Raw genomic sequence first — 23504 nt, forward strand, 5'->3', positions numbered from 1 at the left:
CGCGGCGGGCGTCTTTTGACGCCATGCGGCGTCGCGCGTCGGTCACGATGCATAATGCATCGCTCCCTCCTTGCTCCTTGCCTGACGCCAAAATCCGCTCCGTCGAGGCCGTTGCCGCTTATGGGTCTGGACCCTAGCGTGATCGGAAAAGACTGGTCTCCAGCCACTGCGGGTGCTGCGGATCATCGGCAATCGATCGCGCCACATCCGCAGCGAAATCATCGAGCCGGATCGCTTCGGCGGGGCGCAGCCCGGGCTGGTGGATATCGTCGCTCGGCGAATGATAGCGCGTCGCGCGCCAGTCATGCTCGATGCGGAACGCCTCGCTGCCGGGGGTGAAGCCGAATTTGAACGCCAGCGCCGGGATTCCCGCGCGGACGAAGCTGTACTGGTCGGTGCGGGTGAAGCTGTTGCGGTTGGGCAAGGGATCGGGGACGATCTCCAGCCCGTGCCGCGCGGCGGTCGCGCGCGCGATGTCGCCGAGCGTGCTCTCGCGGTCGCCCTGCGCCTGGACGCTGGTTAGCGGCCAGAGCGGGAGCAGGACGTCGAAATTGATATCGGCGACGATCGTGCCGGCAACGCTCGGCCGCTTGGCGAAATAGCTCGATCCGAGCAGCCCCGCCTCCTCCGCGGTGACGATGACGAACAGGATCGACCGCTTGGGCCGCGGCCCTTTGGCGATCTGCTGCGCGATATCGAGCACCGTGGCGACCCCCGAGCCGTCGTCGATCGCGCCGTTGTAGATGCGGTCGCCGCCGATCGCGGGGCCGATCCCGACATGATCGAGATGCGCCGATATGACGACATGCTCGCGCGCCAGCGCCGGATCGCTCCCGACGATCTTCGCGACCAGATTGGGCGAGACCAACTGGCGATGCCGGGTGACGATGCTCGCGCGCAGGCGTTGCGGCAGCGCGAAGGCCGGGATCGGGCGCGACGCATCCGAGGCGGCGGCGAGATCGGCGAAATTATGCCCCGAGCCGGCGAGCAGCCGCTCGCTCGTCGCGGCATCGACCCGTGCGACGAGGAACCCGGCGGGCACCTCGCGCAGCGCGGGATCGGCGAGATACATGCCGGGCTGCCCGGCGAGCAGCTTCTGCCGCTCCCACGGGATCTCGATCTGCGCCGGCGGGGTGAGCGTGATCAGCCCGACCGCCCCGGCGCGCGCGAGGAATTTGGCGCGCTCGGCGCGGTTGCTCGCCTTGTCGGGGCCGAGCAGGCTGGCCGGGCCGCCCGCGATCGTCACGACGATCTTGCCCTTGATGTCGAGCCCGGCGAAATCGTCATGCCCGCGCTCGGGGAGATGCAGGCCATAGCCGGCGAAGACCAAAGGCGCGTCGACAGTCGCCGGGCGCGGCCCGCCGTCGGCCGAGATCAGCATGTCCGCGCCGAGCGCGAGCGGCGCAGCCTTGCCATCCGGGCCGATCAGCGCGGCGGTCGACGCGGCATGATCGATAATTTGCTGTTCGAACGTGACCTGCTGGCGGAAACCGCCCTTCTCGCCGGCCGGCGCCAGCCCGATCGCGCGAAAGCGCTGCTCGACGTAAAGCGCAGCGCGCAAATGGCCGCGCGATCCCGTCTCGCGCCCCTCATTGGCATCGCTGGCGATCTCTCCGACATCCGCCATCCATTGCTGCGCGCGGTCGGGCGCCGGCGCGGCGCCGGGCAGCAGCAGCGCCAGCGCGGCCAGCACGGCATTTCTCCGCCCCGAACCTTCCCGATCGCGCGAACCATTTCTGTCTGTCGCCAACACCCGCTCCCGGCCTTGTTTCAAACGACGGGTAAGGAGGTGGGATTTTTCTGTCCATGTTGCTTTGGACGGCAAAACTAACTTCCCGGCATCGTCACTCGCGTCGTGCCCGCGGCGGCTGGTGGCCCGCGAACCCGGTGAAGGTCTGATGCAGCCGCGTCAGCTGTTCGAGCCGCTGTTCGACCCGCGGTCCGATTTGGCGGATCACCGCATTGACCAACAGATTGACCGCGCAGACCAGCGCCACCGGCGAACTCCAGAACATCCCGGTCTGGGTCGGCACCGCGACGACGTTGGGGGTGAAGCGCGGTGCCCAATCGCAGAAGATATCGGTCAGCATGATCAGCGGGATACCGCGCTGGCTGGCCTGTTCGGCGATCAGATAGGATTGTCGCGAATAGCGCCGGATATCGATCACCACGAGGCATGAATCGGCCTCGTCGCTGGCGAACACATCGGCGTAATTGCCCGCGGTCAGATCGACCAGCCGCACCCCGTCGCGCATGAATTGCAAATGGTTGGCGAGCAGCATCGCGATCCCGCGCTCGGTCTGGAACCCCGCGATCTGCACCGTGCGCGATTGCGCGAGCAGCCGGACGCACTCGGCCCAATTATCGGTCTCGGTCAGGCGATAGACCGCCATCAACGACGCCATCTCGCGCTGGAAGCTGGCATCGGGCGCGCGATCGGCGGATTCGACGAATTCGACCAGATCGTCCCCGATCAGCCACGGCAAAGCATCGGTCGCGCTGTCCTTCAGATCATGCTTCAACGCCTTGAAATTGCGGTAGCCCAGTCGGCGCGCGAAGCGGCCGACGGTGATCTCGCTCACCCCCACGCGATCGGCCAGCGACACCGCCGTTTCGAATGCGAGCGTCGCATAATGCGCCAGGATATGCTGCGCGATCGCCCGCTCGGCGCTGGTATAATCGTCGAGCCCGGCCTGTAGCCGCCGCAGCAACGGGACGTTGGGGATCGCCTGCGAATCCGCGCCGTCGATTTCGCCTTTGTCCATCGCGCTCCTCCCGTTTCGCCGCGATCTGGCTATCTCCTCAGATGTTAGTTGTCCAACAAAACTATCAATTGACAGAAATATTTCACTACCGCTCTATCACACGCCACGACGCCGCAGGGATCGGCGCGCGAATTTCGAACATGCTGCCGGATGGGGAGGCGCGGTGATGAAGGTTTCTCGGCAAAGGATCGGCGGGCTATTGGCGGCGAGCGCATTGGTGGCGCTCGCCTCGCCCGCGCTGGCGCAGACGCAAACGCAGGGTGCCGCGGCGGCGCCCGCCGACACCGGCGGCGATATCGTCGTTTCGGGCTATCGTTATCTCAGCGAGGATACCAGCGGCACCACCGGCCTGCCGCTGCCGATCGAGGAGGTGCCGCAGTCGATCAGCCTCGTCAGCCAGGATTTCCTCAAGGCTGCGGACCTCAAGTCCTTAGGCGAAATTGCGCAATATTCGCCCGGCGCCTTGTTCGCGGGCAATCAGGAAGGGTTCGGCAGCATCGTCAAGCTGCGCGGCTTCACCGCCGGCAGCGCGGTCGACGGGCTGACGGTCGGTTCGCTCGATTTCGACCCCGATTATGCGACGATCGACCGGATGGAGATCGTCAAGGGCCCGTCCTCGGTGGTCTATGGCGCGGCGAGCCCCGGCGGGCTGATCAACCTCGTGACCAAGGCCGCGCGCGCCAATACGCCAAGCTATGTCGAGGCGCTCGGCGGATCGTGGGGCCGCTGGCGGCTGGAGGGGCAGGTTGCGGGCGCGCTCAACAGCTCGGGCTCGATCCGCGCGATCGGGGTCGCCGCGCATGAGGAAGCCAATAGCTTCATGACCGACGTCCGCTCGCGCAAGACCGTGCTCTATGGCGGGGTCGATGCCGATATCGCGAGCGGGCTGACCGGCTATATCCACGCGGCTTACGAACGCTATCGCCGCACCGCGTTCGACGGCATCCCGACGCTGCCCGACGGCACCCCCGCCCCGGTCGACCGCTCGTTCTTCATCGGCGCGCGCGATTTCGTGCTGACCACCACGGTCAAGCGCGTCAGCGCGGGGCTCGACTGGAAGGTCTCGTCGGCCTGGTCGGTGAGCCTCAAGACCAATTTCCAGGACGCCAATACCCACGGCCCCGCCGCCTATGGCTTCGATCTGATGCCCAACGGCGACTTTTCCTATTCGATCCAGAATCTCCTCAAGAACGACAAGCGCGATTTCAGCATCGGCGCCTCGTCGATCCTCAAGCTCGACGGCGTGGGGATGGCCGACAGCTTCCTCTCCGCCTCGGCGATCTACCACGAAACCTCGCTCACCGCGGTGGGCAGCACGCCGCAGATCGACGGCAGCGATACCGGCACGGCGAATATCTTCGACGGGGTGAAGGCTATCGAGGCGACAATCGCCAGCGCGGCCTTCCCCGGCCCGATCTACAATTACGGGCAGCGGCTGAAATATCTCACGCTGTCGGGCCAGGCGGTGCTCAAGGTGACCCCGTGGGCGACCGTGCTCGGCGGGCTTTCGTGGTCGAAGCCCGACAACAGCACGCGGCTCGACAGCCCGTGGCAGGATTTCAGCGGCAACAGCAAGATGAGCTATCGCGCCGCGCTGACGGTGGAGCCGGTCACCGGGGTCAACCTCTACGGATCGTACAGCGAATCCTTCCAGCCGCAGCTCAGGATCGACGTCGCCGGACGCATCCTGCAACCGCTCACCGGGCGTCAGTATGAGCTGGGCGCCAAATATGTCTCGCCCGACCGCCGGCTGCTGCTCACCGCCGCCTTGTTCGACATCACCCAGGCCAATCAGGCGCTGTTCGACGAGATCGGCCCCGACGGCACCGACCGCTACCGCGCGCTCGGCGAGACGCGGCATCGCGGGCTGGAGCTGGAGGCGATCGGCCGCATCACCGGATCGTGGCAGGTCAACGCCGGCTTCACCCTGCTCGACGCCAAGATCAGGAAGGACGACGATCCGACGGTGATCGGCAAGGCCGAGACCTATCTCCCCCGTACCACCGCCAGCCTCTATACCAGCTATGACTTCAACTTCGGGCTGTTCCTCGGCGCGGGCGTGCGCTTCGTCGATGCGGTGAAGACCTCGTTCGACGGCTCGACCCGCGATCTGCCGTCCTACACCTTGGTCGACGCTTCGGCCGGGTACAATCTCGGCAAGTGGCGGTTGCAGCTCAACCTCAAGAACATCTTCGACAAGCATTATTACATCAACAATTACCAGACCCTGTTCTATGGCAACGTGGTCGGCGAGCCGCGCAGCTTCACCCTCTCGCTGCGGCGGACCTTTTGACGATGCGCGGATTGTTCGCCGCGACCGCGGCGCTCGCGCTGCTGGCGGCGCCGGTCGGGGCGAAGGTCCACGATGTGGTCTATCTCGGCGCGCGCGCGATCGATCCGGCGAGCGGGCTCGACGCGATCCGCAACATCGCGATCGACGGCGATAGGATCACCGCCGTCACCGCCGCCAAGCTGCAGGGCAAGAGGACGATCGACGCGCGCGGGCTGGTCGCCGCGCCGGGGTTCATCGACCTCCACTCGCACGCCGGCAATTTCGAGACCGCGCGCTATCAGGCAAAGGACGGGGTCACGACGCGACTGGAGCTGGAACTCGGCACCTATCCGGTCGATCGCTGGTACGCCGCGCGGCAGGGACAGGCGCTGATCAATTACGGCACCAGCGTCGGGCATACCGCGATCCGCTATTTCCTCCAGAAAGGCGGGGGCGCGGCGGGGCTTGCCGCGCTCAAGGACCCGGACGCGATGTTCAGCGCGCCGGAAATCTCGCAGATGATTCCCGATGCGGCTTATGCGCGGCTGACGCCTCTGCTCGAAGAAGGCTTGCGGCAGGGCGCGATCGGGGTCGGCAGCGGGACGCAATATTCGCCCGGGATCACGCGGCGCGAGATGCTCGACGTCACCCGCGTCGCGGGCAAGGCGCATAGCTGCGTCTTCACCCACATCCGCTACGGCAGCCTCGTCGAGCCGGGGAGCACGCTGGAGGCGGTGCAGGAGAATATCGCCAATGCGGCGATCACCGGCGCCTGCGTCCATATCGTTCACATCAACAGCATGGCGATGTCCGACGCGCCGCTGATGGTGCGGCTGATGCATGATGCGCGGTCGCACGGCGTCGACGTCTCGACCGAAACCTATCCGTGGGACGGCTCGGTCGATGTGATCCGCAGCGTGATCTTCGATCCCGGCTGGGAGAAGCGCTGGGGGGTGAAGGTCGGCGACCTGCAATCGCGCGTCACGGGCAAAAGGCTGACCCAGGCGGAATTCGACGCGCTGCGCAGCGGCACCGGCGACGACGGCGTGATCATGCACATGAACAGCGAGGCGACGATCGAGGCCTTGCTCAAGGACCCGCTGGTGCTGGTGGCGAGCGACGGCGGCAATATCGACGGACCCAACGGCCACCCGCGCTCCGCCGGCACCTTCGCGCGGATGCTCGGCCATTATGTCCGCGAGGCCAAGACGCTCTCGTTGAGCGACGCGATCCGCAAGATGGCGCTGATGCCGGCCGAGCGGTTGCAATCCTTCGTCCCCGCGATGCGGCGCAAGGGGCGGTTGCAGGCCGGCGCGGACGCCGATGTCGTGCTGTTCGACCCGCGCACCGTCGGCGCGCGCGCGGTCTATGGCGATGCCGCGCAATATTCGGAAGGATTTCAGTACGTAATGGTCAACGGCATATTGGTGGTCGATCGCGGCGAACTGGTGCCCGATGTGCGGCCCGGCCGCCCGGTCTATTCGGGGATGCGCCGATGACCCCGCTCGATCTGCCGCGGCCGTACCTCCTGTTCCTGGGCGACGCCGACGACACGACCTTCCTGAAGACCGGGCTCGGGCTGCGCGACTGGGCGCCGGGGCAATGCGTCGCCGAATATAAATGCCCCGGCGCGGGCGCGACGCTGGGGCTGCCGGCGATGACGCCGCGCGAGGCGCATGCCGCCGGCGCGCGCGCGATGCTGCTGTCGGCGGCGTCGATCGGCGGGGCGATCCCGGCAAGCTGGACCGCGTGTCTGATCGAGGCGCTCGAGGCGGGGCTCGATATCGTCAGCGGTGCACATCACCGGCTCGCCGACAATCCACAGGTCAGGGCGCGCGCCGAAGCACTCGGCCGGCAATTGATCGACGTCCGCACGCCCCCCGCCGACCTGCCGGTCGCGACCGGGCGCAAACGCAGCGGCAAACGCCTGCTGACCGTCGGCACCGATTGCGCGCTCGGCAAGAAATACACCGCGCTGGCGCTCGCCGAGGCGTTCCGCGCGCGTGGGCTCGCCGCCGATTTCCGCGCCACCGGGCAGACCGGGATCATGATCGCGGGCGCCGGCATCCCGATCGATTCGGTGATCGCCGATTTCGTCGCGGGCGCGGCGGAACTGCTCAGCCCCGATGCCGCGCCCGATCATTGGGACGTGATCGAGGGCCAGGGATCGATCTTCCACCCTTCCTATGCCGGCGTCTCGCTCGGGCTGCTCCACGGATCGCAGCCCGACGTCATCGTGCTGTGCCACGCTTATGGCCGCAGGCGGATCGTCGGGCTGCCCGATTACCCGCTGCCCGCAATCGGCGAGGCGGTGGACCTCACGCTCCGGCTCGCACGGCTCACCAATCCGGATGCGCGCTGCGGCGGGGTATCGCTCAATACCGCCGGGCTTTCCGCCGAGGCAGCGGCGAAAGTGATCGCCGAATGCACCGATCGCTGGGGCATGCCGGTGGCCGATCCAATGCGACAGGGAGCGGCGCTCGACGCGCTGGTAGATTCATGCATCGATTGACCCGCGCGCTCGCCGCGCTCCTCCTGCTCTCGCTGGCGCCCGCCGCGAACGCCGAAACCCCGCGCGAAGCGGCGTTGCGCGATATCCGCGCGATGATCGAGGCGGCACCGGGCGAGGCCGGGCTGGTCGTCGCGGTCACCGATCGCGAGCAGGTGCTGCTCGTCGCGACGCACGGCTATGCCGATATCGCCGCCAAGCGCGCGGTGACCGCGGAGACGCATTTCGCGATCGGCTCGATCTCCAAATCCTTCACCGCGCTGACGCTGATGCAGATGGCCGACGAGGGCCGGTTCGATCCCGCCGCGCCGATCGCGCGCTATCTGCCCGATTTCCACCCGCGCTCGCCCTATCCGGCGATCACCGGCCACGCGCTGCTGACCCACACCGCCGGGCTGCCCAATTACATCACCAACGTCGCGTCGATGCGGTTCCTGATCGCCGCGCTCAACGGGATCGAGCCGGGCTACGCGCCCGGCGCGCATTTCTGGTATTCCAATTCGGGCTATCAATTGCTCGGCTATGCCGCCGAGCGGATCGACAAGCTGCCCTTCCCGCTGATCCTCCAGCACCGCACGCTCGATCGGCTGGGCATGACGGAAACCACGCCGCAGATCGACGACCGGCTGCGCGCGACGCTGCCGGTCAGCTATACCCGCCAGGTCGACGGACGGCTCGTCGCGGCGCCGTGGTTCAGCTATCTCGCCGCAGACGGCGCGATCACCTCCACCGCCGCGGATATGAGCCGTTATGCGCGGATGCTGCTCAATCGCGGCGCGCTGCCCAATGGGCGGCTGGTCTCGGCCAGGGCGTTCGAGCGGTTCGCGACCCCGGTGCTCGATGGCTATGGCTATGGCATGAACATTGCGCACGACGGCCGGGTGCTCTCGCACAGCGGCGGGATCGCGGGTTTCCAATCCTATCTCGAGATGCACCCGACCGAGAATTTCGCTTTGGTGTTCCTCTCCAACGGCCCGCTCGACGGGGCATTGCTCGGGCGGATCGTCGCGCGGCTGTCGCGCGACACGCCGACGCTCCCCAAAACGACGCCGCCTGCCGCGACATCCTCGTTCGCCGGGCGCTTCGTCGCGCGCGACGGGGCGGCGCTCACCTTTGCGGCGACGAACGACGGCGGGCTGCGCGCTGGCGACCAGCCGCTGACCCGGCTCGCGAACGATTTGTGGGGCGCGTATCTCACCCCCCATGGGCCGCGCACCTTCCAGTTCCGGCGCGATGCCGGGGGCGTTATCACCGGGGTGTCGGAAGGAGCGTCGGACTATGCACGCGAAGGAAGTCCCGCCCCCGCCGCCGCGCCGGCCGGCTATCGGGCATTCGTCGGCCGGTACGCGACGCACGGCGAGGAAGGCCCCGGCGTCCGCGTCTTCGTCCAGCAAGGGCAACTTATGATATCCTACGCGGACACCAATGCGCCCCCCACCCCGCTGGCGGCAATCGACGAGACGCATTTCCGCTTCGCCGAACCCGCGTTCGCCCCCGAGCGGCTGGCGTTCGACACGGTCATCGACGGGCAGGCGCAGCGGCTGACGATGTCGGGCGTCCCGCTCTATCGCATCGATCTGCCGTGAAGCGCTGGCTGCGGTGGAGCGCGGCCGCGCTGCTCGCGCCGCTCGCCGCCGCCGCGCAGCCCGCCGCGCATTTCACCACCTGGGCCGCGCAGCATGCGGTCGCGCTGCCCCCCTGCCCGCCCGATAGCAAGCAGTGGGAAAAGGTCGGCACGATCGTCGGCAACGTCGACCTGGTCGCGCTCGGCGAGCCGGCGCACGGTGCGCAGGAGCCGCTCGCGCTGCGCAATTGCCTGTTCCGCTATCTCGTCGAACATCACGGCTTCACAGCGATCGCCCTCGAAACCGGGGTCAGCGAGTCGCGGGCGCTCGACGATTATGTCGCGGGCGACAGCGGCGATGCACGCCAGCTCGCGCGCGACAATTTCTCCTGGGGGTTCGGACGGTACGCCGAGAATGTCGCGCTGCTCGAATGGATGCGCGGCTATAATGCCGATCCGGCGCATACGCGGAAGCTCCACCTCTACGGCATCGACCTGAGCGGCGGCGACAAGAGCGGCGCGTGGCGCAACGCCGCGGTCACGCTGCGCGCGAGCATCGCCTATCTCGCGCGCGTCATGCCCGATCGGTCGCGGCCGGTGCGGAAGGCGCTCGCCCCCTTCCTCGACCGGTTCAGTGCGCCGGGCTATGCCGCGATGACGGCGGCCGAGCGCAGCCGGCTGCGCCGCGCGATCGCCGCCTTGATCGGCTCCCTCGATCGCCATCGCACGGACGATGCGGATTGGGCGTGGGCGCGGCGCAATGCGGTCGGCGCACGACAGCTCGAACGGTTGTTTCGCGTATCGCGGCCGCCAACGGCGGACGACGAACTCTCGCCGGACGATTACAAGGCCGATATCGCGCGCGACGCGGCGATGGCGGAGAATGCGTTATGGGCCAGCCGGCGCGAAGCCCCCAACGGCCGCCTGCTGCTGTTCGCGCACGACGGGCATATCATGAACGCGGCAACGCGCGGGGGAAGCTGGTCGGTCTATCGTCGCGCCCCCGCGGCGATGGGAGTGCATCTGAAGGCAGCGCTCGGCGCGCGGCTGCTGATCGTGCCGATCGTTTCGCCGGCCGGTCCCGACACCGATCTCGATACGGCGCTCGCCCGCACGTGGCGCGACCGCTTCCTCCTCGATCTGCGCCCCGTGCGACACGACGGCTGGCTTGCCCGGGAGCGCAGCGTGCGGACCAATTTCACCGACGAACTGCTGGTGAAACCGGGCATCGCGTTCGACGCGCTGATCTTCCTCGGACGACTCAGCCCCGCGCGCTGACCGCCACGCCCCTTGTCGCCGGTTCGCGACTGGCTCTAGAACATCGCCTCGAGCCGCGCCGTGGGGGATGCCGAATTGACGATGTCCAAACACCCGCGTGGAGAGGCCACGCGCAAGGCCATCCTGGCCGCCGCCGAACAGGTCTTCGCCGATGTCGGCTATGAAGCCGCGCGGATGGAGGATGTGGCGCAGGTGGTGGGGATCCGCCGGCCGTCGATCGTCTATCATTTTCCGAGCAAGCAGGATCTCTACGACGCGGTAGAATCCGATCTGTTCGAGAAGATGCACGCCGCGAGCCGGCTGGCGCTCAAGCAAGCGCAAGGCCCGCTCGAACGGCTGCTGGCGCTGCTCGACGCGTGGCTCGATTATATCGTCCAGCGCCCGACCGCCGCGCGCATCCTGCAGCGGCTGGTCGCCGACGTCACCCCGCGCCACGGCAATCCGGTGCGCTTTTCCGAGCTCGCGCTCAGCGATATGGATGCCGTCATCGAGGAAGGCGTGCGCGCCGGTTGCTTCCGCCCGATCAACACGATGCTGGTGATCAACGGCGTCTCGGCGGCGACCTTGTTCTACGTCTGCAACGGCCGCCAGCTCGGCGACGCCCGCGCCTATTCCCCCTCCGATCCCGATATGCTGCGCGAGTTTCGCGCGCTGCTCCACCGCACCTGCTGCGCCGCGGTTCTCGCCTGAGCGCCGCCCCCGCACACCGCCAAAGTTCACGAAGTTCACACGTATGACGCGCCGCCGCACGACGGCGGCGTGTATTGCGCACCATCACAGCGCCCGCCCAAAACTACGCAAATGAAGGCAAATCCGGCAGTTCCACACCGGTTTGCGCGAAAAACCGCCGATCACGCTTGAGTTTTACCTACTTGAAGGTAGATAGCGAGTCGCGATGACACCCGTCGCCTTGCTCCGGGACGGAGCGCGGCATCGGTCCATCGGCAACAGGGTTGAGCGCGCCGCAACAGCGAACGCGCAGGAATATTTCATGTGATCTCTGAGGCTTAACTAGCCCAGATGATTGGGGAGGGGTTTGCAGATGAAGGCCGCAGACATTTCGATCCGGGCGATTGCCCTGCTTCTTTCCGGTTGCGCCGCTTCGGCGATGGCCCAGACCGCCGCCGCGCCGGCCGCCGACACGTCGGGCGGGCTGAGCGAGGTAGTCGTCACCGCGCAGAAGCGCGCCGAGCCGCTGCAGAAGACCCCGATCTCGATCATGGCGGTGACCGGCGCCGACATCAACAAGCTCGGCATCGCCGACATCACCGATCTGCGCTCGGTCGTCCCCAGCCTGCAGGTCACCCCGCACCCGAACAGCGCGACCACCGCGCGCGTGTTCATCCGCGGCGTCGGCAACAATGACGATCAGATCACCGTCGATCCCAGCGTCGCGGTCTATCTCGACGGCATCTATATCGCGCGCGGCCAGGGGCTGACCTCCGATATCGCCGAAGTCGAGCGGATCGAGGTGCTGCGCGGCCCGCAGGGCTCGCTCTACGGCCGCAACGCCACCGGCGGCGCGATCAATTATATCACCAAGGCCCCCGAGCTCGGCGTCTTCTCGGGCAAGCAGACGATCGATTACGGCAATTACAACGCCTTCACCACGCGCACCAACCTCAACGTGCCGATCGGCGACAAGCTCGCGGTGCAGCTCGCCTATCTCCACAGCCAGAAGGACGGCTTCGTCCGGAACGCCGGCACCGGAGAGGCACGGTTCGGCGATCAGCTGCGTGATGCCTATCGCGCGGCGGTGGAATGGAAGCCGGTCGACACGGTCGAGCTGCGCTACAGCTACGATCGCTCGCTGACCCGCGATACCCCGGCCTATATCGCTTATGTGCCGGCATTCTATCCGTCGGTGATCGACCGTCCGACGCAGGGCTCGCCCGCGGTCCGCAACCTGCGGCCCAATCGCGTGCTGGTGCAGGGCCATAGCCTGACCGCGAGCTGGCAGGTCAGCGACGATATCACGCTCAAGTCGCTGACCGGCTATCGCCAGCTCGATAACCGCACCGACCAGAATTACCTCACCGGCGCGGTCGGCCCCTTCCCGCTGTTCATCACCAATTTCGACCAGCATCAGCACCAGTGGAGCGAGGAGCTCCAACTGATCGGATCGACCGCCGATCACCAGCTCGAATATGTGCTGGGCGGTTACTGGTTCGACGAGAAAGCGCACAGCTTCGACACGACGGTGCCGGCGGGCCGCCCGTCGCTGGCGCGCACCGCGACCGTCCACAACACCGCTTATGCGGTCTATGCCCAGGCGACGTGGCGCCCGACCTTCCTCACCGGCCTGTATCTGACCGGGGGACTGCGCTGGTCGCACGATCAGCGCCAGGCGACGCTGGCGCAGACCGTCGTCCCGGCGGCCGGGGCGTCGATCCCGCTGGCGCCGGGTGCGGGCGACAACAGTTTCTCCAACGTCAGCCCGACGGTGGTACTGGGGTATAACGTCAATCGCGACGTCAACCTCTACCTCAAATATGCCAAGGGCTATAAGGCCGGCGGCTATAATCTGCGCGCCAGCACGATCGCGCGCTTCGAGCAGGGTTTCGGCCCGGAATCGCTCGATTCCTATGAGGCGGGCATCAAGTCGAGCTGGCTCAACAACCATTTGCGCGCCAATCTCGCGGTGTTCCAGTCGAACTATCGCGACATCCAGGTCAACGTGCAGAGCGACCCGACCAACCCCGCGATCACCGATATCCTCAACGCCGGCAAGGCGCGGATCAAGGGCGCCGAATTCGATCTGACGATGAAGCCGTCGAGCAATCTGTCGGTGTCTCTCAATTACGCCTATCTCGACGCGAAATATCTGAAGATCGTGTCGCAGACCGGCGCCGATGTCACGAAGAATTACTTCTTCGTCGAGGCACCGAAGAACACGCTGAGTGCAAGCGCGGAATATTATTTCCCCAAGACGTCGATCGGCACTTTCTCGGCCAACGTGCAATATTATATGCAGAGCAAGAAATACACGTCGTCGAACGATCCGCGTTATATCGTCGGCGATTACGGGCTGCTCAACGCGCGGCTCACGTTGTCCGACATCCCGGTCGGCTTCGGCAAGTGGGAGCTGGCGGTCTATGCCAAGAACCTGACCGACGAGAAATATTACGCCGCTTATTTCAACACCGGGCTGCCCGGCGCGATGTTCGGCGAGCCGCGCAGCTATGGCGTGCAGCTGAGCGTCGGGTTCTGATCCGGCAGGTGCCGGGCGGACGAAAACCACGCCCGGCACCGATTGAAGGACCCCCAACCCCGTTCGGGCTGAGCTTGTCGAAGCCCTGCACTTTTCTTCCAAGGAAGAAGGACAGCCCTTCGACAAGCTCAGGGCGAACGGGGTTGGGATGACACGTAAATCTCCACGAGATGCGGCGCCATTCGCGTCGCTGACACCCCTCGCGCGATTGGCATGGCGCGCGGGGATCATTTCGGCTAAGGGGCGCGCAACGGACGTGCCTGGCCTTTTGCTGACGGGCTGCTGCACGCTCAGCTCAAGCACGCAAAAGGTCGCGCGAACAATCGCCGACGAGCCTGCGCACCCGACGGAGAAACATGCCCTTTTCGCAACTTCCGCAATCTATTGCCGACGCGCTCGTCGGCCGCGGCTACACTCAACCTACGCCGGTGCAGGCGGCGGTGATCGAAAGCGACGCCGAGGCGCGCGACCTGCTCGTTTCGGCGCAGACCGGCTCGGGCAAGACCGTCGCGTTCGGCCTTGCGATGGCGCAACAATTGCTCGACGCCGACGGCAACCTCTCCACCCCCGGCGCGCCGCTGGCGCTGATCATCGCGCCGACCCGCGAACTGGCGATGCAGGTCAGCCGCGAGCTCGAATGGCTCTATGCCCCGGCGCGCGCGCGGATCGCGACCTGCGTCGGCGGGATGGATTCGGCGCGCGAGCGGCGTAACCTGTCGCACGGCACGCATATCGTCGTCGGGACTCCGGGGCGGTTGCGCGATCACCTCGAACGCGGCGCGCTCGATCTCTCGGCACTGCGCTGCGCGGTGCTCGACGAGGCCGACGAGATGCTCGACATGGGGTTCCGCGAGGATCTCGAGGAAATCCTCGACGCGACCCCCGACAACCGCCGCACCCTGCTGTTCTCCGCGACGATGCCGCGCCCGATCGTCGCGCTGGCGAAGCGCTATCAGCGCGATGCGCTGCGCATCTCGACGCTCGACGAGCGTCAGGGGCATGGCGACATTTCCTATCAGGCGGTTGCGGTGTCCCCATCGGATATCGAGAATGCCGTCATCAACCTGCTGCGCTTCCACGAGGCGGAGACGGCGATGCTGTTCTGCGCGACGCGCGACAATGTCCGCCACCTCCACGCGTCGCTGGTCGAACGCGGGTTCGCCGCGGTGGCGCTGTCGGGCGAGCATAGCCAGAACGAACGCAACCACGCGCTGCAGGCGCTGCGCGACGGCCGTGCGCGGGTATGCGTCGCGACCGACGTCGCGGCGCGCGGGATCGACGTCGCCAGCCTGAGCCTCGTCATCCATGTCGAGGTGCCGCGCGACGCCGAGGTGCTCCAGCACCGCTCAGGGCGCACCGGCCGCGCCGGGCGCAAGGGCACCGCGGTGCTGATCGTTCCCTTCTCGCGGCGGCGCCGGGTCGAGGGCATCCTGCGCTCCGCCCGCATCGAGGCGGAGTGGATGCCCGCCCCGAGCGCGGCGTCGATCCGCGAACAGGATCGCAATCGGCTGCTGGCAAAGCTCGCCGAGCCGGTCGAGGCGACCGAGGAGGAAACCCAGCTCGCCCAGCGGCTGCTCGCCGAGCAGACGCCGGAGAATATCGCGCTGGCTTTGGTCCGCGCGCACAGCCAGACGATGCCGCAGCCCGAGGAGCTGATCGACCTTTCCTCGGCGGAAAACCGCCGCGGCGAGGCGGGCGAGAAACAGCATCGCCCCGGCTTCGAGGACACCGCGTGGTTCCGCATGGATATCGGGCGGCGGCAGAATGCCGATCCGCGCTGGATCCTGCCGCTGCTGTGCCGCCGCGGGCATATCACCCGCGCGGATGTCGGCGCGATCCGCATCCTCGCCAATGAGACGCATTTCGAGGTGCGCCGCGCGATCGAGGCGAAGTTCCGCTCGGCGCTGCAACGCACCGCGCGCGAGGGCGCCGAGGACGAAAGCGGCATCCGCATCGAGCCGGCGCCCGGCGCGCCGCAGCCGGGCGCGCACGGCAAGGTCCACAAGCCACGCCGGACGGGGGAGAGCGGGCCGCGTCATGACGGGCCGCGCGGCGGCAAGCCGGGGAAGAAATTCCCGCCGCGCCACGGCGGCGGACATGGCGGCGGCAAGGATCGCCGGGCGCATTGAAATAGCGCCCCGCGCTCTCCCCGTTCGGGCTGAGCCTGTCGAAGCCCTGTCTTTCTTCCGAGGAAGAAGGGCAGCCCTTCGACAAGCTCAGGGCGAACGGGGGGGGGGGGGGCGATCTTACCCCTCGCGCCCGTACACCTTGGTCGGCACACCCTGAAAGCGCAGCCCCGGCAGCAGATGCTCGTGCTTCATGATCACGCTATGCGGCCCGACATGCGTGTGGTCGCCGATCACCGCGCCGTAGAGCGGCACGGTCGCCCCCGATACGGTCGCGCCCTTGCCGATGAACACCTTGTCGGTCTTGAGCACGCGATCCTCGAAGGTATGTGCCTGGAACATCGCGCTGACCGTCGCGCCGTCGCCGATATGGATCATGTCGGGATCGACGACCTGCGCGAATTGCGGCCCGAGCACCGCGCGCTTGCCGATCGTCAGCCCCATCAGGCGGAGGTAGATCGGCAGGATGAACGTCCCCTCCAGCCCTTGCAGCACGAGGTTGGCGAGCTTGGCCCAGGCGACGTAGACGAAGTCCCAACGGCTGCACCAGCATGACCACAAGGCATGCTGCCCCGGCTTCACCCGCCCGATCAGCAGCCATTTGAGCGCCAGCACGGTGAAGCACAAGGCCACCAGCGGGACGAGCGTCGCCGCCGGGACCACCAACAGGAGATAAACCAGAGGCGAGGCCACCATATCCTGCGCGTGGACCAGCATCGCATACCAGACGGCGGTCAGCAGCAGCGGGACGATCGGCAGGGTGAAGCGCAGCACCTCCCAGAACATCCGGTTGATGTAGCGGATCGCCGAGGGATCGTGGGTCAGGCTGCGATCGACCTCGATCACCTCGCGGCGCGGCAGATCGAAGCTCGGATGGCCGAAACGCGACTGGCCGGTGACGATCTCGCGCGAATCCGCGACGGTGGCGATGCCGATCAGGATATTGTCGGGGAGATGTTCGCCCGCCGGGATCACCGCGTGATTGCCGAGGAAGGTGTTGCGCCCGAGCCGGATCGGCGCGAGCGCGATGCTGCCGTTGCGCGCCTCGCCGCCGCCGAGATAGATGCCATCGGCGAAGAAGGTCTCGGCGCCGATCTCGCACAGCTCGGGGGTGACGTCGATGATCGTGCTGATCTCGCATTTGCGCCCGACGCGCATCCCCGCCAGCCGCAGCCACATCGACCAGAACAAGGTGCCGCTGAGCCATTCGCCGGCGCGGATCAGGAGGCCGGTCTTGACCCAGACGCGGATATAGGCCGGGCTCCTCAGCCCGATCGTCCCCGCGCGGACGCGGCCCATCATCCGCGACATGAGCGCGGTCCAGATCAGGGTCAGCGGGATGCTGAGCACCGTCAGCCCGAGCACCGCCACCGCGACGCGTGAGTCGAACGTCGGGTGATAGATCCAGCGCCACACCTCCTCGAAGCCGATCCCGGCGGCGAGGCAGGTGGCGATCGTCAGCAGCTCGGCAGGGAGCGCCGCGACGAAGGCGGCGGCGCCCTCGGCGAGCATCAGCGATACGCCGTGCGCCAGCGGGGAAAGCTGGCGTGGCGGCACCGGCGGCGCGGCGGGCGCGGGGCCGACGGGTCCGGCGGGCACCCCGTCCCACAATTCGCCCGGCGGGATCGACTTGCCGGCGTTGAGCACCGAAAGCGCGGTCAGCACACTCCCTGCGCCAACGCGGCAATTGCCCTCGACGCCCGAGCGTACGCGCATCGTCGCGCCGGCTTCGAGCGTGATCGGGGCGACGACGATATCGCCGCGGTCGAGCTCGACCAGCCCGACGCGCGCATCCTGCCCGATCGCGGCATAATCGCCGATCTCGAGCAGATCCCAGCCGCCGCGCCTGAGATCGACCCCGCGATGGAGATGCACCCCGCGCCCAATCCGCGCGCCGAGCGCACGCAACGCGATCTGCTGGAACACCGTGCCTTGCAGCAGCGGCCACGGAATCAGCCGCACCGCCTGGAACACCACCCAGTGGCGGAGATAATAATTGCTCCACACCGGGGCGCGGATCGCGCGATAGCGGCCGATCACGACACGCTTCACCGCCACCGCAAAGGCGATCGACACCGGCACGTAAACCGCCGCCGCGGCGATCGCGATCAGCGGGGAGAGCAGGATGAACGAGACGAGCCCGAGCCGCCCGAACACCGGCGGGAGCAAGCGGAACGCCGCGATCCACGTCACCCACGATCCGATCAGCAACTCGCCGGTGAGCCAGCTTAGCTGGACGACATTGGCGAGCACCGGGCGCACCTGCCCCTCGCGCACGAGCACCTCGCCGGCGTCGTCCTCCGGTACCGCGCGATCGGCGAGCAGCGCCAGCGCGCGGACGGTGCGCGCGTCATAGATATCGCTGACGGTGATCCAGTCGGTGCGCGGGTCTTCGCGCAGCAAAGTGACGAGCAAGGCGGCGCTGAGCGAGTCGCCGCCGAGGTCCTCGAAGAAATCGTCCTCGACCGATACGGCCGCCGGCCGCTTGAGGATATCCGCGACGCCAACGGCGAGCAGTTGCTCCATCTCGGTCTCGGCCGGGACATTGTGGCGATCGACCACCACAGCCGCGAGTTCGAGCATCGGCAGCGCGGCGCGGTTAAGCTTGCCGCCGACGCTGACCGGCAATTCGTCGATCACCCCGATCCGCGTCGGCACCATATAGCGCGGCAAGGTCGTGGCGAGCTGCGCGCGGAGCGCATCGCCGTCGGGCGGCGTCGCCGGATCCTCGGCGACGACGAACGCGACCAGCTCCGCCGTGCCGCGATGATCCTGCAACCGGCACCCCGCCGCGCGGACGCCGGGCAGGCTGGCAAGCCGCGTCTCGATCTCGCCGAGCTCGACGCGATAGCCGCGGATCTTGACCTGCGCGTCGATCCGGCCGTGGTAGAAGAAACTCCCGTCTTCCTCGCGGTGGACGAGATCGCCGGTGCGATAGAGCCGCCCGAGCCGCGGATGATCGACGAACTTCTCGAGCGTCAGCTCGGGCCGGTTGCGGTAGCCCCGCGCGACCCCCGCCCCACTGATGCACAACTCGCCCTGCTGCCCGTCGGGCAGTACCGCGAGATCGTCGTCGAGCACGAAGCCGGTCATCCCCGGCACCGGCCAGCCGATCGTGATCGGGCCGCCCGCGACGATATCGCCGCGCAGACAGGTCACCGCACATTCGGTCGGGCCGTAGCCGTTGACCAGCCGCCGCCCTTCGGACCACAGATCGGCGATATCGCGCGGCAGCGCCTCGCCGCCGACATAGAGCAATTTGAGATCGGGCAGCGCGGCGGCGGGATTGCTGCACCCGCTGCTGCGCAGCAAGGTCGGCGGCGGGCAGAAGACCGTCGCCTTCTCGTCGCGCAGCCAGCCGATGATATCGGGGCCGAGCCGCGCCGCATCATCGTCCATCACCAGCAATGTCGCGCCCGCGGCGAAGGCGAGCCAGGTTTCCTCGATCGAGGAATCATAGGCCGAGGACGATCCCTGCACGACGCGATCGCCCGGCCCCAGCGCGAACTCCCCCAGATCCGAGGCGACGAGATTGGCGATGTTGCGATGCTCGATCATCACCCCCTTGGGGCGCCCGGTGGTGCCCGAGGTGTAGATGACATACGCCAGCCGATCGGCGGCGATATCCTGCGGCAACGCGTTCGCTGCGGGCGCCTCGGCGAGCAACGCGGGCACATCGAGCAACCGCGTCATGTCGCCGCACACCGGCGCGAGCCGCGCGATGCCCGGCTGGTCGGTCAACACCGCGACCGCGCTCGCGTCCTCGACGATCTCGCGCATCCGCTCGTCGGGGAAAGATGCGTCGAGGCAGGTGAAGGCGGCGCCGGCCTTCAGCGCGGCGAGCTGCGCGACGTACAGCGCCGACGAGGTGCGCGGCAGGTGGATCGCGACGATCTCCTCGCCCTGCACCAGCCCCGCGAGATGCTGCGCGAGCCGATCGGAGGCGGCGTCGAGCTCGGCATAGCTCAGCTGCTGGCGCGCGGGACGGTTGCGCCCCGGCGGAATATCCAGCGCCGGCCGGTCGGCATGATGCGCGACCGCAGCGCGCAGGAAATCGTGGAGCAGCGGCCCCAGTGTCTCATCGGATGTCGCGGCGAGCGAACGTGTGGGATCTTCAAACGCCATCGCCGCGCCCTATCGACAAGATGGCGCGCGTCAACGGCGACGTAACGATCGGGTGAAAATGCCTTTCGTTCGTCATTCCCGCGAAGGCGGGAATCCATTCACCCAGACCTCAGCGATAGAAGCGCAACGACGGTATGAATGGATTCCCGCCTTCGCGGGAATGACGAAGGAGGGGTTGCGAGGATCGACCTGCGTCTACCAGGGCGGCGCGCCATAATAGCCGAAGATGATATCGCTGTAGCTGCGGAAGCTCGGCCCGCCGAGGTTGCGCAGCTCGACCGCATCGTAATTGGGCGCATCCTTGAGGATGTTGCGATCGAGCGGAACGACGAACCCGCCGTGCCCCGGCGCATAATCGAGCAATCCCCAGGGCACCGGATGAAAACGCTCGCCGATGCCGAGAAAGCCGCCGAACGACATGATCGCATAGAGCACCCGCCCGCTCACCTTGTCGATCGAGAGATCGTCGACATGGCCGAGCCGGTTGCCGGCGCGATCGAAGACCGGGGTGCCGTTGACGCGGCTGGACAGGATCAGCGCGTGATCGGTTTCCTGTGCGATCGGGGCCATGGTGTCATTTCCCAGCCGGAACGACCGGCTGTGGTCTCAACGCTCGACGAGGCGGGACGTTCCGCCTCCTTGTGTCCCCGCGAAGGCGCGGACCCAGAGCCAAACAATACGCCGTTGTTTGACTTGGCCCCTGGGTCCCCGCCTTCGCGGGGACACAAGAAGGCGGATGTTAGGGCCGCCCCCCTTCCCTTCCACCCCGGCGAAGGCCGGGGTCCAGTCACGACCGGCCCGATGCTGGACCCCGGCCTTCGCCGGGGTGGTAGCAAGGGCTTACTCCGCCGCAGCCGCGAGCGCAGGTTCGGTCGGGCGCGGGTCCTCCGCCACCGCGGTGGTCCAGTCCCAATGCCCCGCCGGGAGCACGTCTGTGATGCCATATTCAGCGCGGATCTCGACCAGCGGACGGTCGATCATCTCGCGCCACGGCACCAGCATCAGCGGCATCTTCCAGTTCCGCCCCTGCTCCGCGCCGACGAATTCGGCATCGAGCTGGACCTTGAAGCCTTCCGGATAATGCAGCCCGCTCTTCATATAGGTCTTGGCGCGAAGATAGGTCGAGACGCGGTTGAAGAACGCCGCCAGCTCGGGACAGAAATAATTGTAGAAGGCGTACATATTGGCGGTGAGCAGCGCGACCTCGCCGGCGTGATTGGTCTCGAAGCCGGTCACCATATGCTCGATATCGTGGGTGAAGGTGCGTTCCTTGAGATAGAAAGTGTAATCGCTGTCGACCTTCATCCCCTGGAAGAAATAATCCATCTGATAGCCGCTGTTGGCGAGGAAATCGTGGATTACATGGCCCAAAGTGCCGGGCTTGCAATGTTTGACGTCCTCGACCTTGAAGTCGGACAGCACACGGCGATCGAGCCAGTCGCGGAATTCCGGCAGCCGCGCCTTTTCCTCCTCGAACAGCCGGAAGATCGCGGGCATGTCCTCCAGATTGTGCAGGATCTGCGCCACCTCGGGGATGAAAGCGGTGTTGGGCATATCGGGCCCGTTGCGGCGCAACATCTCCTGCGCGATCAGCGCGCGGAGCGGGGCGTTGTTGAGATATTTTGACGAGCTGATCAGCACCGAGCTTTCGGTGGCATGCTGGACGATCGAGCCGTTGAAATATTCGTAATCGGCCTGGCTGACTTCGACCATGACGATCTCTCCTGAAAAATCAGGCCCGCGACGCGCGTGCGTCGCGGGCCGCTCCGATCATTCCGCTGCCTGCGCCAGCGCGGGTGCGGCGGGCGGGCTGACGAATTCGCCCGGCATCGCGCCGGTGAAACGGCCCTCGAAGAAGGTCGGCATGCCGTTGACCATCGTCAGCCGCATCGGCGCCGCATCGCGGGTGTAGCGCCACGTCACCCCGAAATCGCCGGTCGGCACGTCGAAGCGTTTATATTCCTCGCGCCGCTGGATTTCGTTGAGATCGAACACCGCGATATCGGCGCGCAGCCCCGGCTTGATCGCGCCGCGATCGTGGAAGCCGAAATGCCCGGCGAGCTTGCCCGTCATGACATGGATCGCTTCTTCGATCGTCACCTTGCCTTCGTCGCGGCAATATTTGGTGAGCAGCAGGATATTCTCGCCGCCGCCGCAGAACATCTGGCCGTGCGCGGGCGCGTCGGAGATGTTGCCGACGGTCTGCGGATGCTTGAGCAATTCGACCGTGAGGTCCTCGAGCTTGGGGAACGGGGCCATATGCACCGTCGAACGGACGCCATTGGCGATGATCCACTCGGCCATCGCATCCGAATGATGCAGCCCGCGCGAGTCGGCATATTCCTTGAGCGTGATGTTGATCGGCCCCATGCCGTTGTCCGAGTTGCGCAAGTGCAGCCGGTGCGGATTGTTCATCGGGGCGTGCGGCCACACCTTGGTATCCCAGCTTTCGCGCGCCCGCGCGCGCCAGTCGGGATCGTTGAGCAGCGCGAGCTTGGCTTCCTCGGTCTCGGCCAGCACCACCTCATGCCAGACATAATCGTTCGACTGGGCGAAGATCAGCGAGCGGGTGAGCGACAAGGTGTTGGTCGGCGAGACATGCGCGAAGCCCGGCCAGATATCATAGCCGTCGGCCTGCGCCTGCTCGACCAGCGGCTTCATGATCTCCAGCGCGGGCTTCTGGAATTCGAGCGTCGGGATCGCGCCGGCGATCTGGACGCGCAATTTCTTGCCCTTGAGCAGCCGCACCAGCCGTTCGAGGCTCGCCGGGGCGGACATGCGCATGAAGGTGTCGACGATCACCTGCATCGTGCAGCCGGGGTAGCGTGCCAGCACGTCGATCAGCGCGGCGAATTCGGCATCGTCGGCGATCAAGGTCGGCACCGGCCGGTCCTGCCCGTCATGATCGAGCAGGTTGGACGACATGCCGAGCGCGCCGGCCTCCATCGCGTCTTCGAGCAACTCGGCCATCTTGGCGATTTCGGCGGGGGTGGCGACGCGCTTCCACGCGTCCATTCCCATTGCGGCGAGCCGGATCGCGAGATGCCCGACGAAGGCGCCGTAATTGGCCGGGATCTTGAGCCGCGTCGTCATCGACCGCTGATATTCGGACCATGTGCGCCAATCCCACGGCAAATTCTTCTGGAACGGCCCTTCGGGGATATCCTCGAAGAAGGAGAAGATCTTGATCATCTCGAACGCGACTTCGGGATCGTCGGAGATCGGCGCGGCGGAAAAGCCGCAATTGCCCATCACCACCGTCGTCGCGCCATAGCTGGGGAGCGGATCGAGATCGGGCTGCCACCACATCGTCGCATCGAAATGGGTGTGGCTCTCGATGAAACCGGGGGTGACATAGCAGCCGGTGGCGTCGATCACCCGCTCGTCGTCATGCGGGGTGAGGCCGGGCGCGACCTCCGCGATCGTCTTGCCCTTCACCCGCACGTCGGCGGCGAATGCCGGCGCGCCGGTGCCGTCGACCACCGTACCGCCCTTGATCAGAATCGCGCTCATTGCCTCTTCCTCTCCTTGTGCCCGACCCGTTCGCCGGGACTCGTTCAAACACCCGGCGATTATGCTCACGCCGCGCCGCGCGGACCAAATTGGACAGGGTCAATCGGATCACATAAAGATACGATATGGATCGCCAGATGA

The 23504-nt window shown here is 66.8% G+C and carries 14 protein-coding genes; 8 read left to right on the top strand and 6 right to left on the bottom strand.

The window, feature by feature from the left end:
- Positions 1-133: 133 nt before the first annotated feature.
- Together NED98_RS11620 and NED98_RS11625 are read right to left on the bottom strand one after the other, a co-directional pair.
- Complete coding sequence (locus NED98_RS11620) at positions 134-1693, bottom strand: M28 family metallopeptidase (RefSeq protein ID WP_265313116.1); 1560 nt, start codon at positions 1691-1693, stop codon at positions 134-136.
- Between the two features lie 151 nt (positions 1694-1844).
- Positions 1845-2765, bottom strand: coding sequence for a MurR/RpiR family transcriptional regulator (locus NED98_RS11625; protein WP_265313117.1), 921 nt, complete (start codon positions 2763-2765; stop codon positions 1845-1847).
- A 166-nt stretch (positions 2766-2931) separates the two neighbouring features.
- Here NED98_RS11625 and NED98_RS11630 point away from each other — a divergent pair, with 166 nt between their 5' ends.
- The 8 genes from NED98_RS11630 (at position 2932) to NED98_RS11665 (ending at position 15728) form a co-directional block, all read left to right on the top strand.
- A complete protein-coding gene (locus NED98_RS11630; protein WP_265313118.1) occupies positions 2932-5058 on the top strand; it encodes a TonB-dependent siderophore receptor in 2127 nt (708 codons plus the stop codon).
- A 2-nt stretch (positions 5059-5060) separates the two neighbouring features.
- Positions 5061-6536, top strand: coding sequence for an amidohydrolase family protein (locus tag NED98_RS11635; protein WP_265313119.1), 1476 nt, complete (start codon positions 5061-5063; stop codon positions 6534-6536).
- Positions 6533-7549: an N-acetyltransferase DgcN family protein gene (locus NED98_RS11640; RefSeq protein ID WP_265313120.1), complete on the top strand. Its 1017-nt coding sequence runs from the start codon at positions 6533-6535 to the stop codon at positions 7547-7549. Before NED98_RS11635 ends, NED98_RS11640 begins: the two co-directional genes overlap by 4 nt.
- Positions 7537-9132, top strand: coding sequence for a serine hydrolase domain-containing protein (locus NED98_RS11645; RefSeq protein WP_265313121.1), 1596 nt, complete (start codon positions 7537-7539; stop codon positions 9130-9132). The genes NED98_RS11640 and NED98_RS11645 overlap by 13 nt, the downstream gene beginning before the upstream one ends.
- Positions 9129-10388, top strand: coding sequence for an erythromycin esterase family protein (locus NED98_RS11650; RefSeq protein ID WP_265313122.1), 1260 nt, complete (start codon positions 9129-9131; stop codon positions 10386-10388). Before NED98_RS11645 ends, NED98_RS11650 begins: the two co-directional genes overlap by 4 nt.
- A gap of 81 nt (positions 10389-10469) precedes the next feature.
- A complete protein-coding gene (locus NED98_RS11655; RefSeq protein ID WP_179513577.1) occupies positions 10470-11078 on the top strand; it encodes a TetR/AcrR family transcriptional regulator in 609 nt (202 codons plus the stop codon).
- A gap of 352 nt (positions 11079-11430) precedes the next feature.
- Positions 11431-13599: a TonB-dependent receptor gene (locus NED98_RS11660; protein ID WP_265313123.1), complete on the top strand. Its 2169-nt coding sequence runs from the start codon at positions 11431-11433 to the stop codon at positions 13597-13599.
- Between the two features lie 356 nt (positions 13600-13955).
- A complete protein-coding gene (locus NED98_RS11665; RefSeq protein ID WP_265268658.1) occupies positions 13956-15728 on the top strand; it encodes a DEAD/DEAH box helicase in 1773 nt (590 codons plus the stop codon).
- Between the two features lie 117 nt (positions 15729-15845).
- Here the strand turns inward: NED98_RS11665 and NED98_RS11670 are convergent, their stop codons facing one another.
- The 4 genes from NED98_RS11670 to NED98_RS11685 form a co-directional block, all read right to left on the bottom strand.
- Positions 15846-19850 carry a non-ribosomal peptide synthetase gene (locus NED98_RS11670; protein WP_265313124.1) on the bottom strand — a complete coding sequence of 1335 codons (4005 nt, stop codon included), beginning with the start codon at positions 19848-19850 and terminating at the stop codon, positions 15846-15848.
- Positions 19851-20045: 195 nt separating this feature from the next.
- Entirely contained in the window at positions 20046-20420 is a 375-nt protein-coding gene (locus tag NED98_RS11675) for a PRC-barrel domain-containing protein (RefSeq protein ID WP_265268656.1), read from the bottom strand.
- Positions 20421-20690: 270 nt separating this feature from the next.
- Positions 20691-21563: a Coq4 family protein gene (locus tag NED98_RS11680; RefSeq protein ID WP_265313125.1), complete on the bottom strand. Its 873-nt coding sequence runs from the start codon at positions 21561-21563 to the stop codon at positions 20691-20693.
- A gap of 57 nt (positions 21564-21620) precedes the next feature.
- Entirely contained in the window at positions 21621-23363 is a 1743-nt protein-coding gene (locus tag NED98_RS11685) for an N-acyl-D-amino-acid deacylase family protein (protein ID WP_265268654.1), read from the bottom strand.
- Positions 23364-23504: the final 141 nt, after the last annotated feature.

The sequence above is a fragment of the Sphingomonas lycopersici genome, assembly GCF_026130605.1.
GTDB classification, from domain to species: domain Bacteria; phylum Pseudomonadota; class Alphaproteobacteria; order Sphingomonadales; family Sphingomonadaceae; genus Sphingomonas; species Sphingomonas lycopersici.

Bases quoted from the DNA above. Each gene is read 5' to 3' on its own strand.
- NED98_RS11660 (WP_265313123.1), top strand. From the start codon at position 11,431: ATGAAGGCCGCAGACATTTCGATCCGGGCGATTGCCCTGCTTCTTTCC.
- NED98_RS11665 (WP_265268658.1), top strand. From the start codon at position 13,956: ATGCCCTTTTCGCAACTTCCGCAATCTATTGCCGACGCGCTCGTCGGC.
- NED98_RS11675 (WP_265268656.1), bottom strand. From the start codon at position 20,420: ATGGCCCCGATCGCACAGGAAACCGATCACGCGCTGATCCTGTCCAGC.
- NED98_RS11645 (WP_265313121.1), top strand. From the start codon at position 7,537: ATGCATCGATTGACCCGCGCGCTCGCCGCGCTCCTCCTGCTCTCGCTG.
- NED98_RS11640 (WP_265313120.1), top strand. From the start codon at position 6,533: ATGACCCCGCTCGATCTGCCGCGGCCGTACCTCCTGTTCCTGGGCGAC.
- NED98_RS11625 (WP_265313117.1), bottom strand. From the start codon at position 2,765: ATGGACAAAGGCGAAATCGACGGCGCGGATTCGCAGGCGATCCCCAAC.
- NED98_RS11630 (WP_265313118.1), top strand. From the start codon at position 2,932: ATGAAGGTTTCTCGGCAAAGGATCGGCGGGCTATTGGCGGCGAGCGCA.
- NED98_RS11655 (WP_179513577.1), top strand. From the start codon at position 10,470: ATGTCCAAACACCCGCGTGGAGAGGCCACGCGCAAGGCCATCCTGGCC.
- NED98_RS11635 (WP_265313119.1), top strand. From the start codon at position 5,061: ATGCGCGGATTGTTCGCCGCGACCGCGGCGCTCGCGCTGCTGGCGGCG.
- NED98_RS11670 (WP_265313124.1), bottom strand. From the start codon at position 19,850: ATGGCGTTTGAAGATCCCACACGTTCGCTCGCCGCGACATCCGATGAG.
- NED98_RS11685 (WP_265268654.1), bottom strand. From the start codon at position 23,363: ATGAGCGCGATTCTGATCAAGGGCGGTACGGTGGTCGACGGCACCGGC.
- NED98_RS11680 (WP_265313125.1), bottom strand. From the start codon at position 21,563: ATGGTCGAAGTCAGCCAGGCCGATTACGAATATTTCAACGGCTCGATC.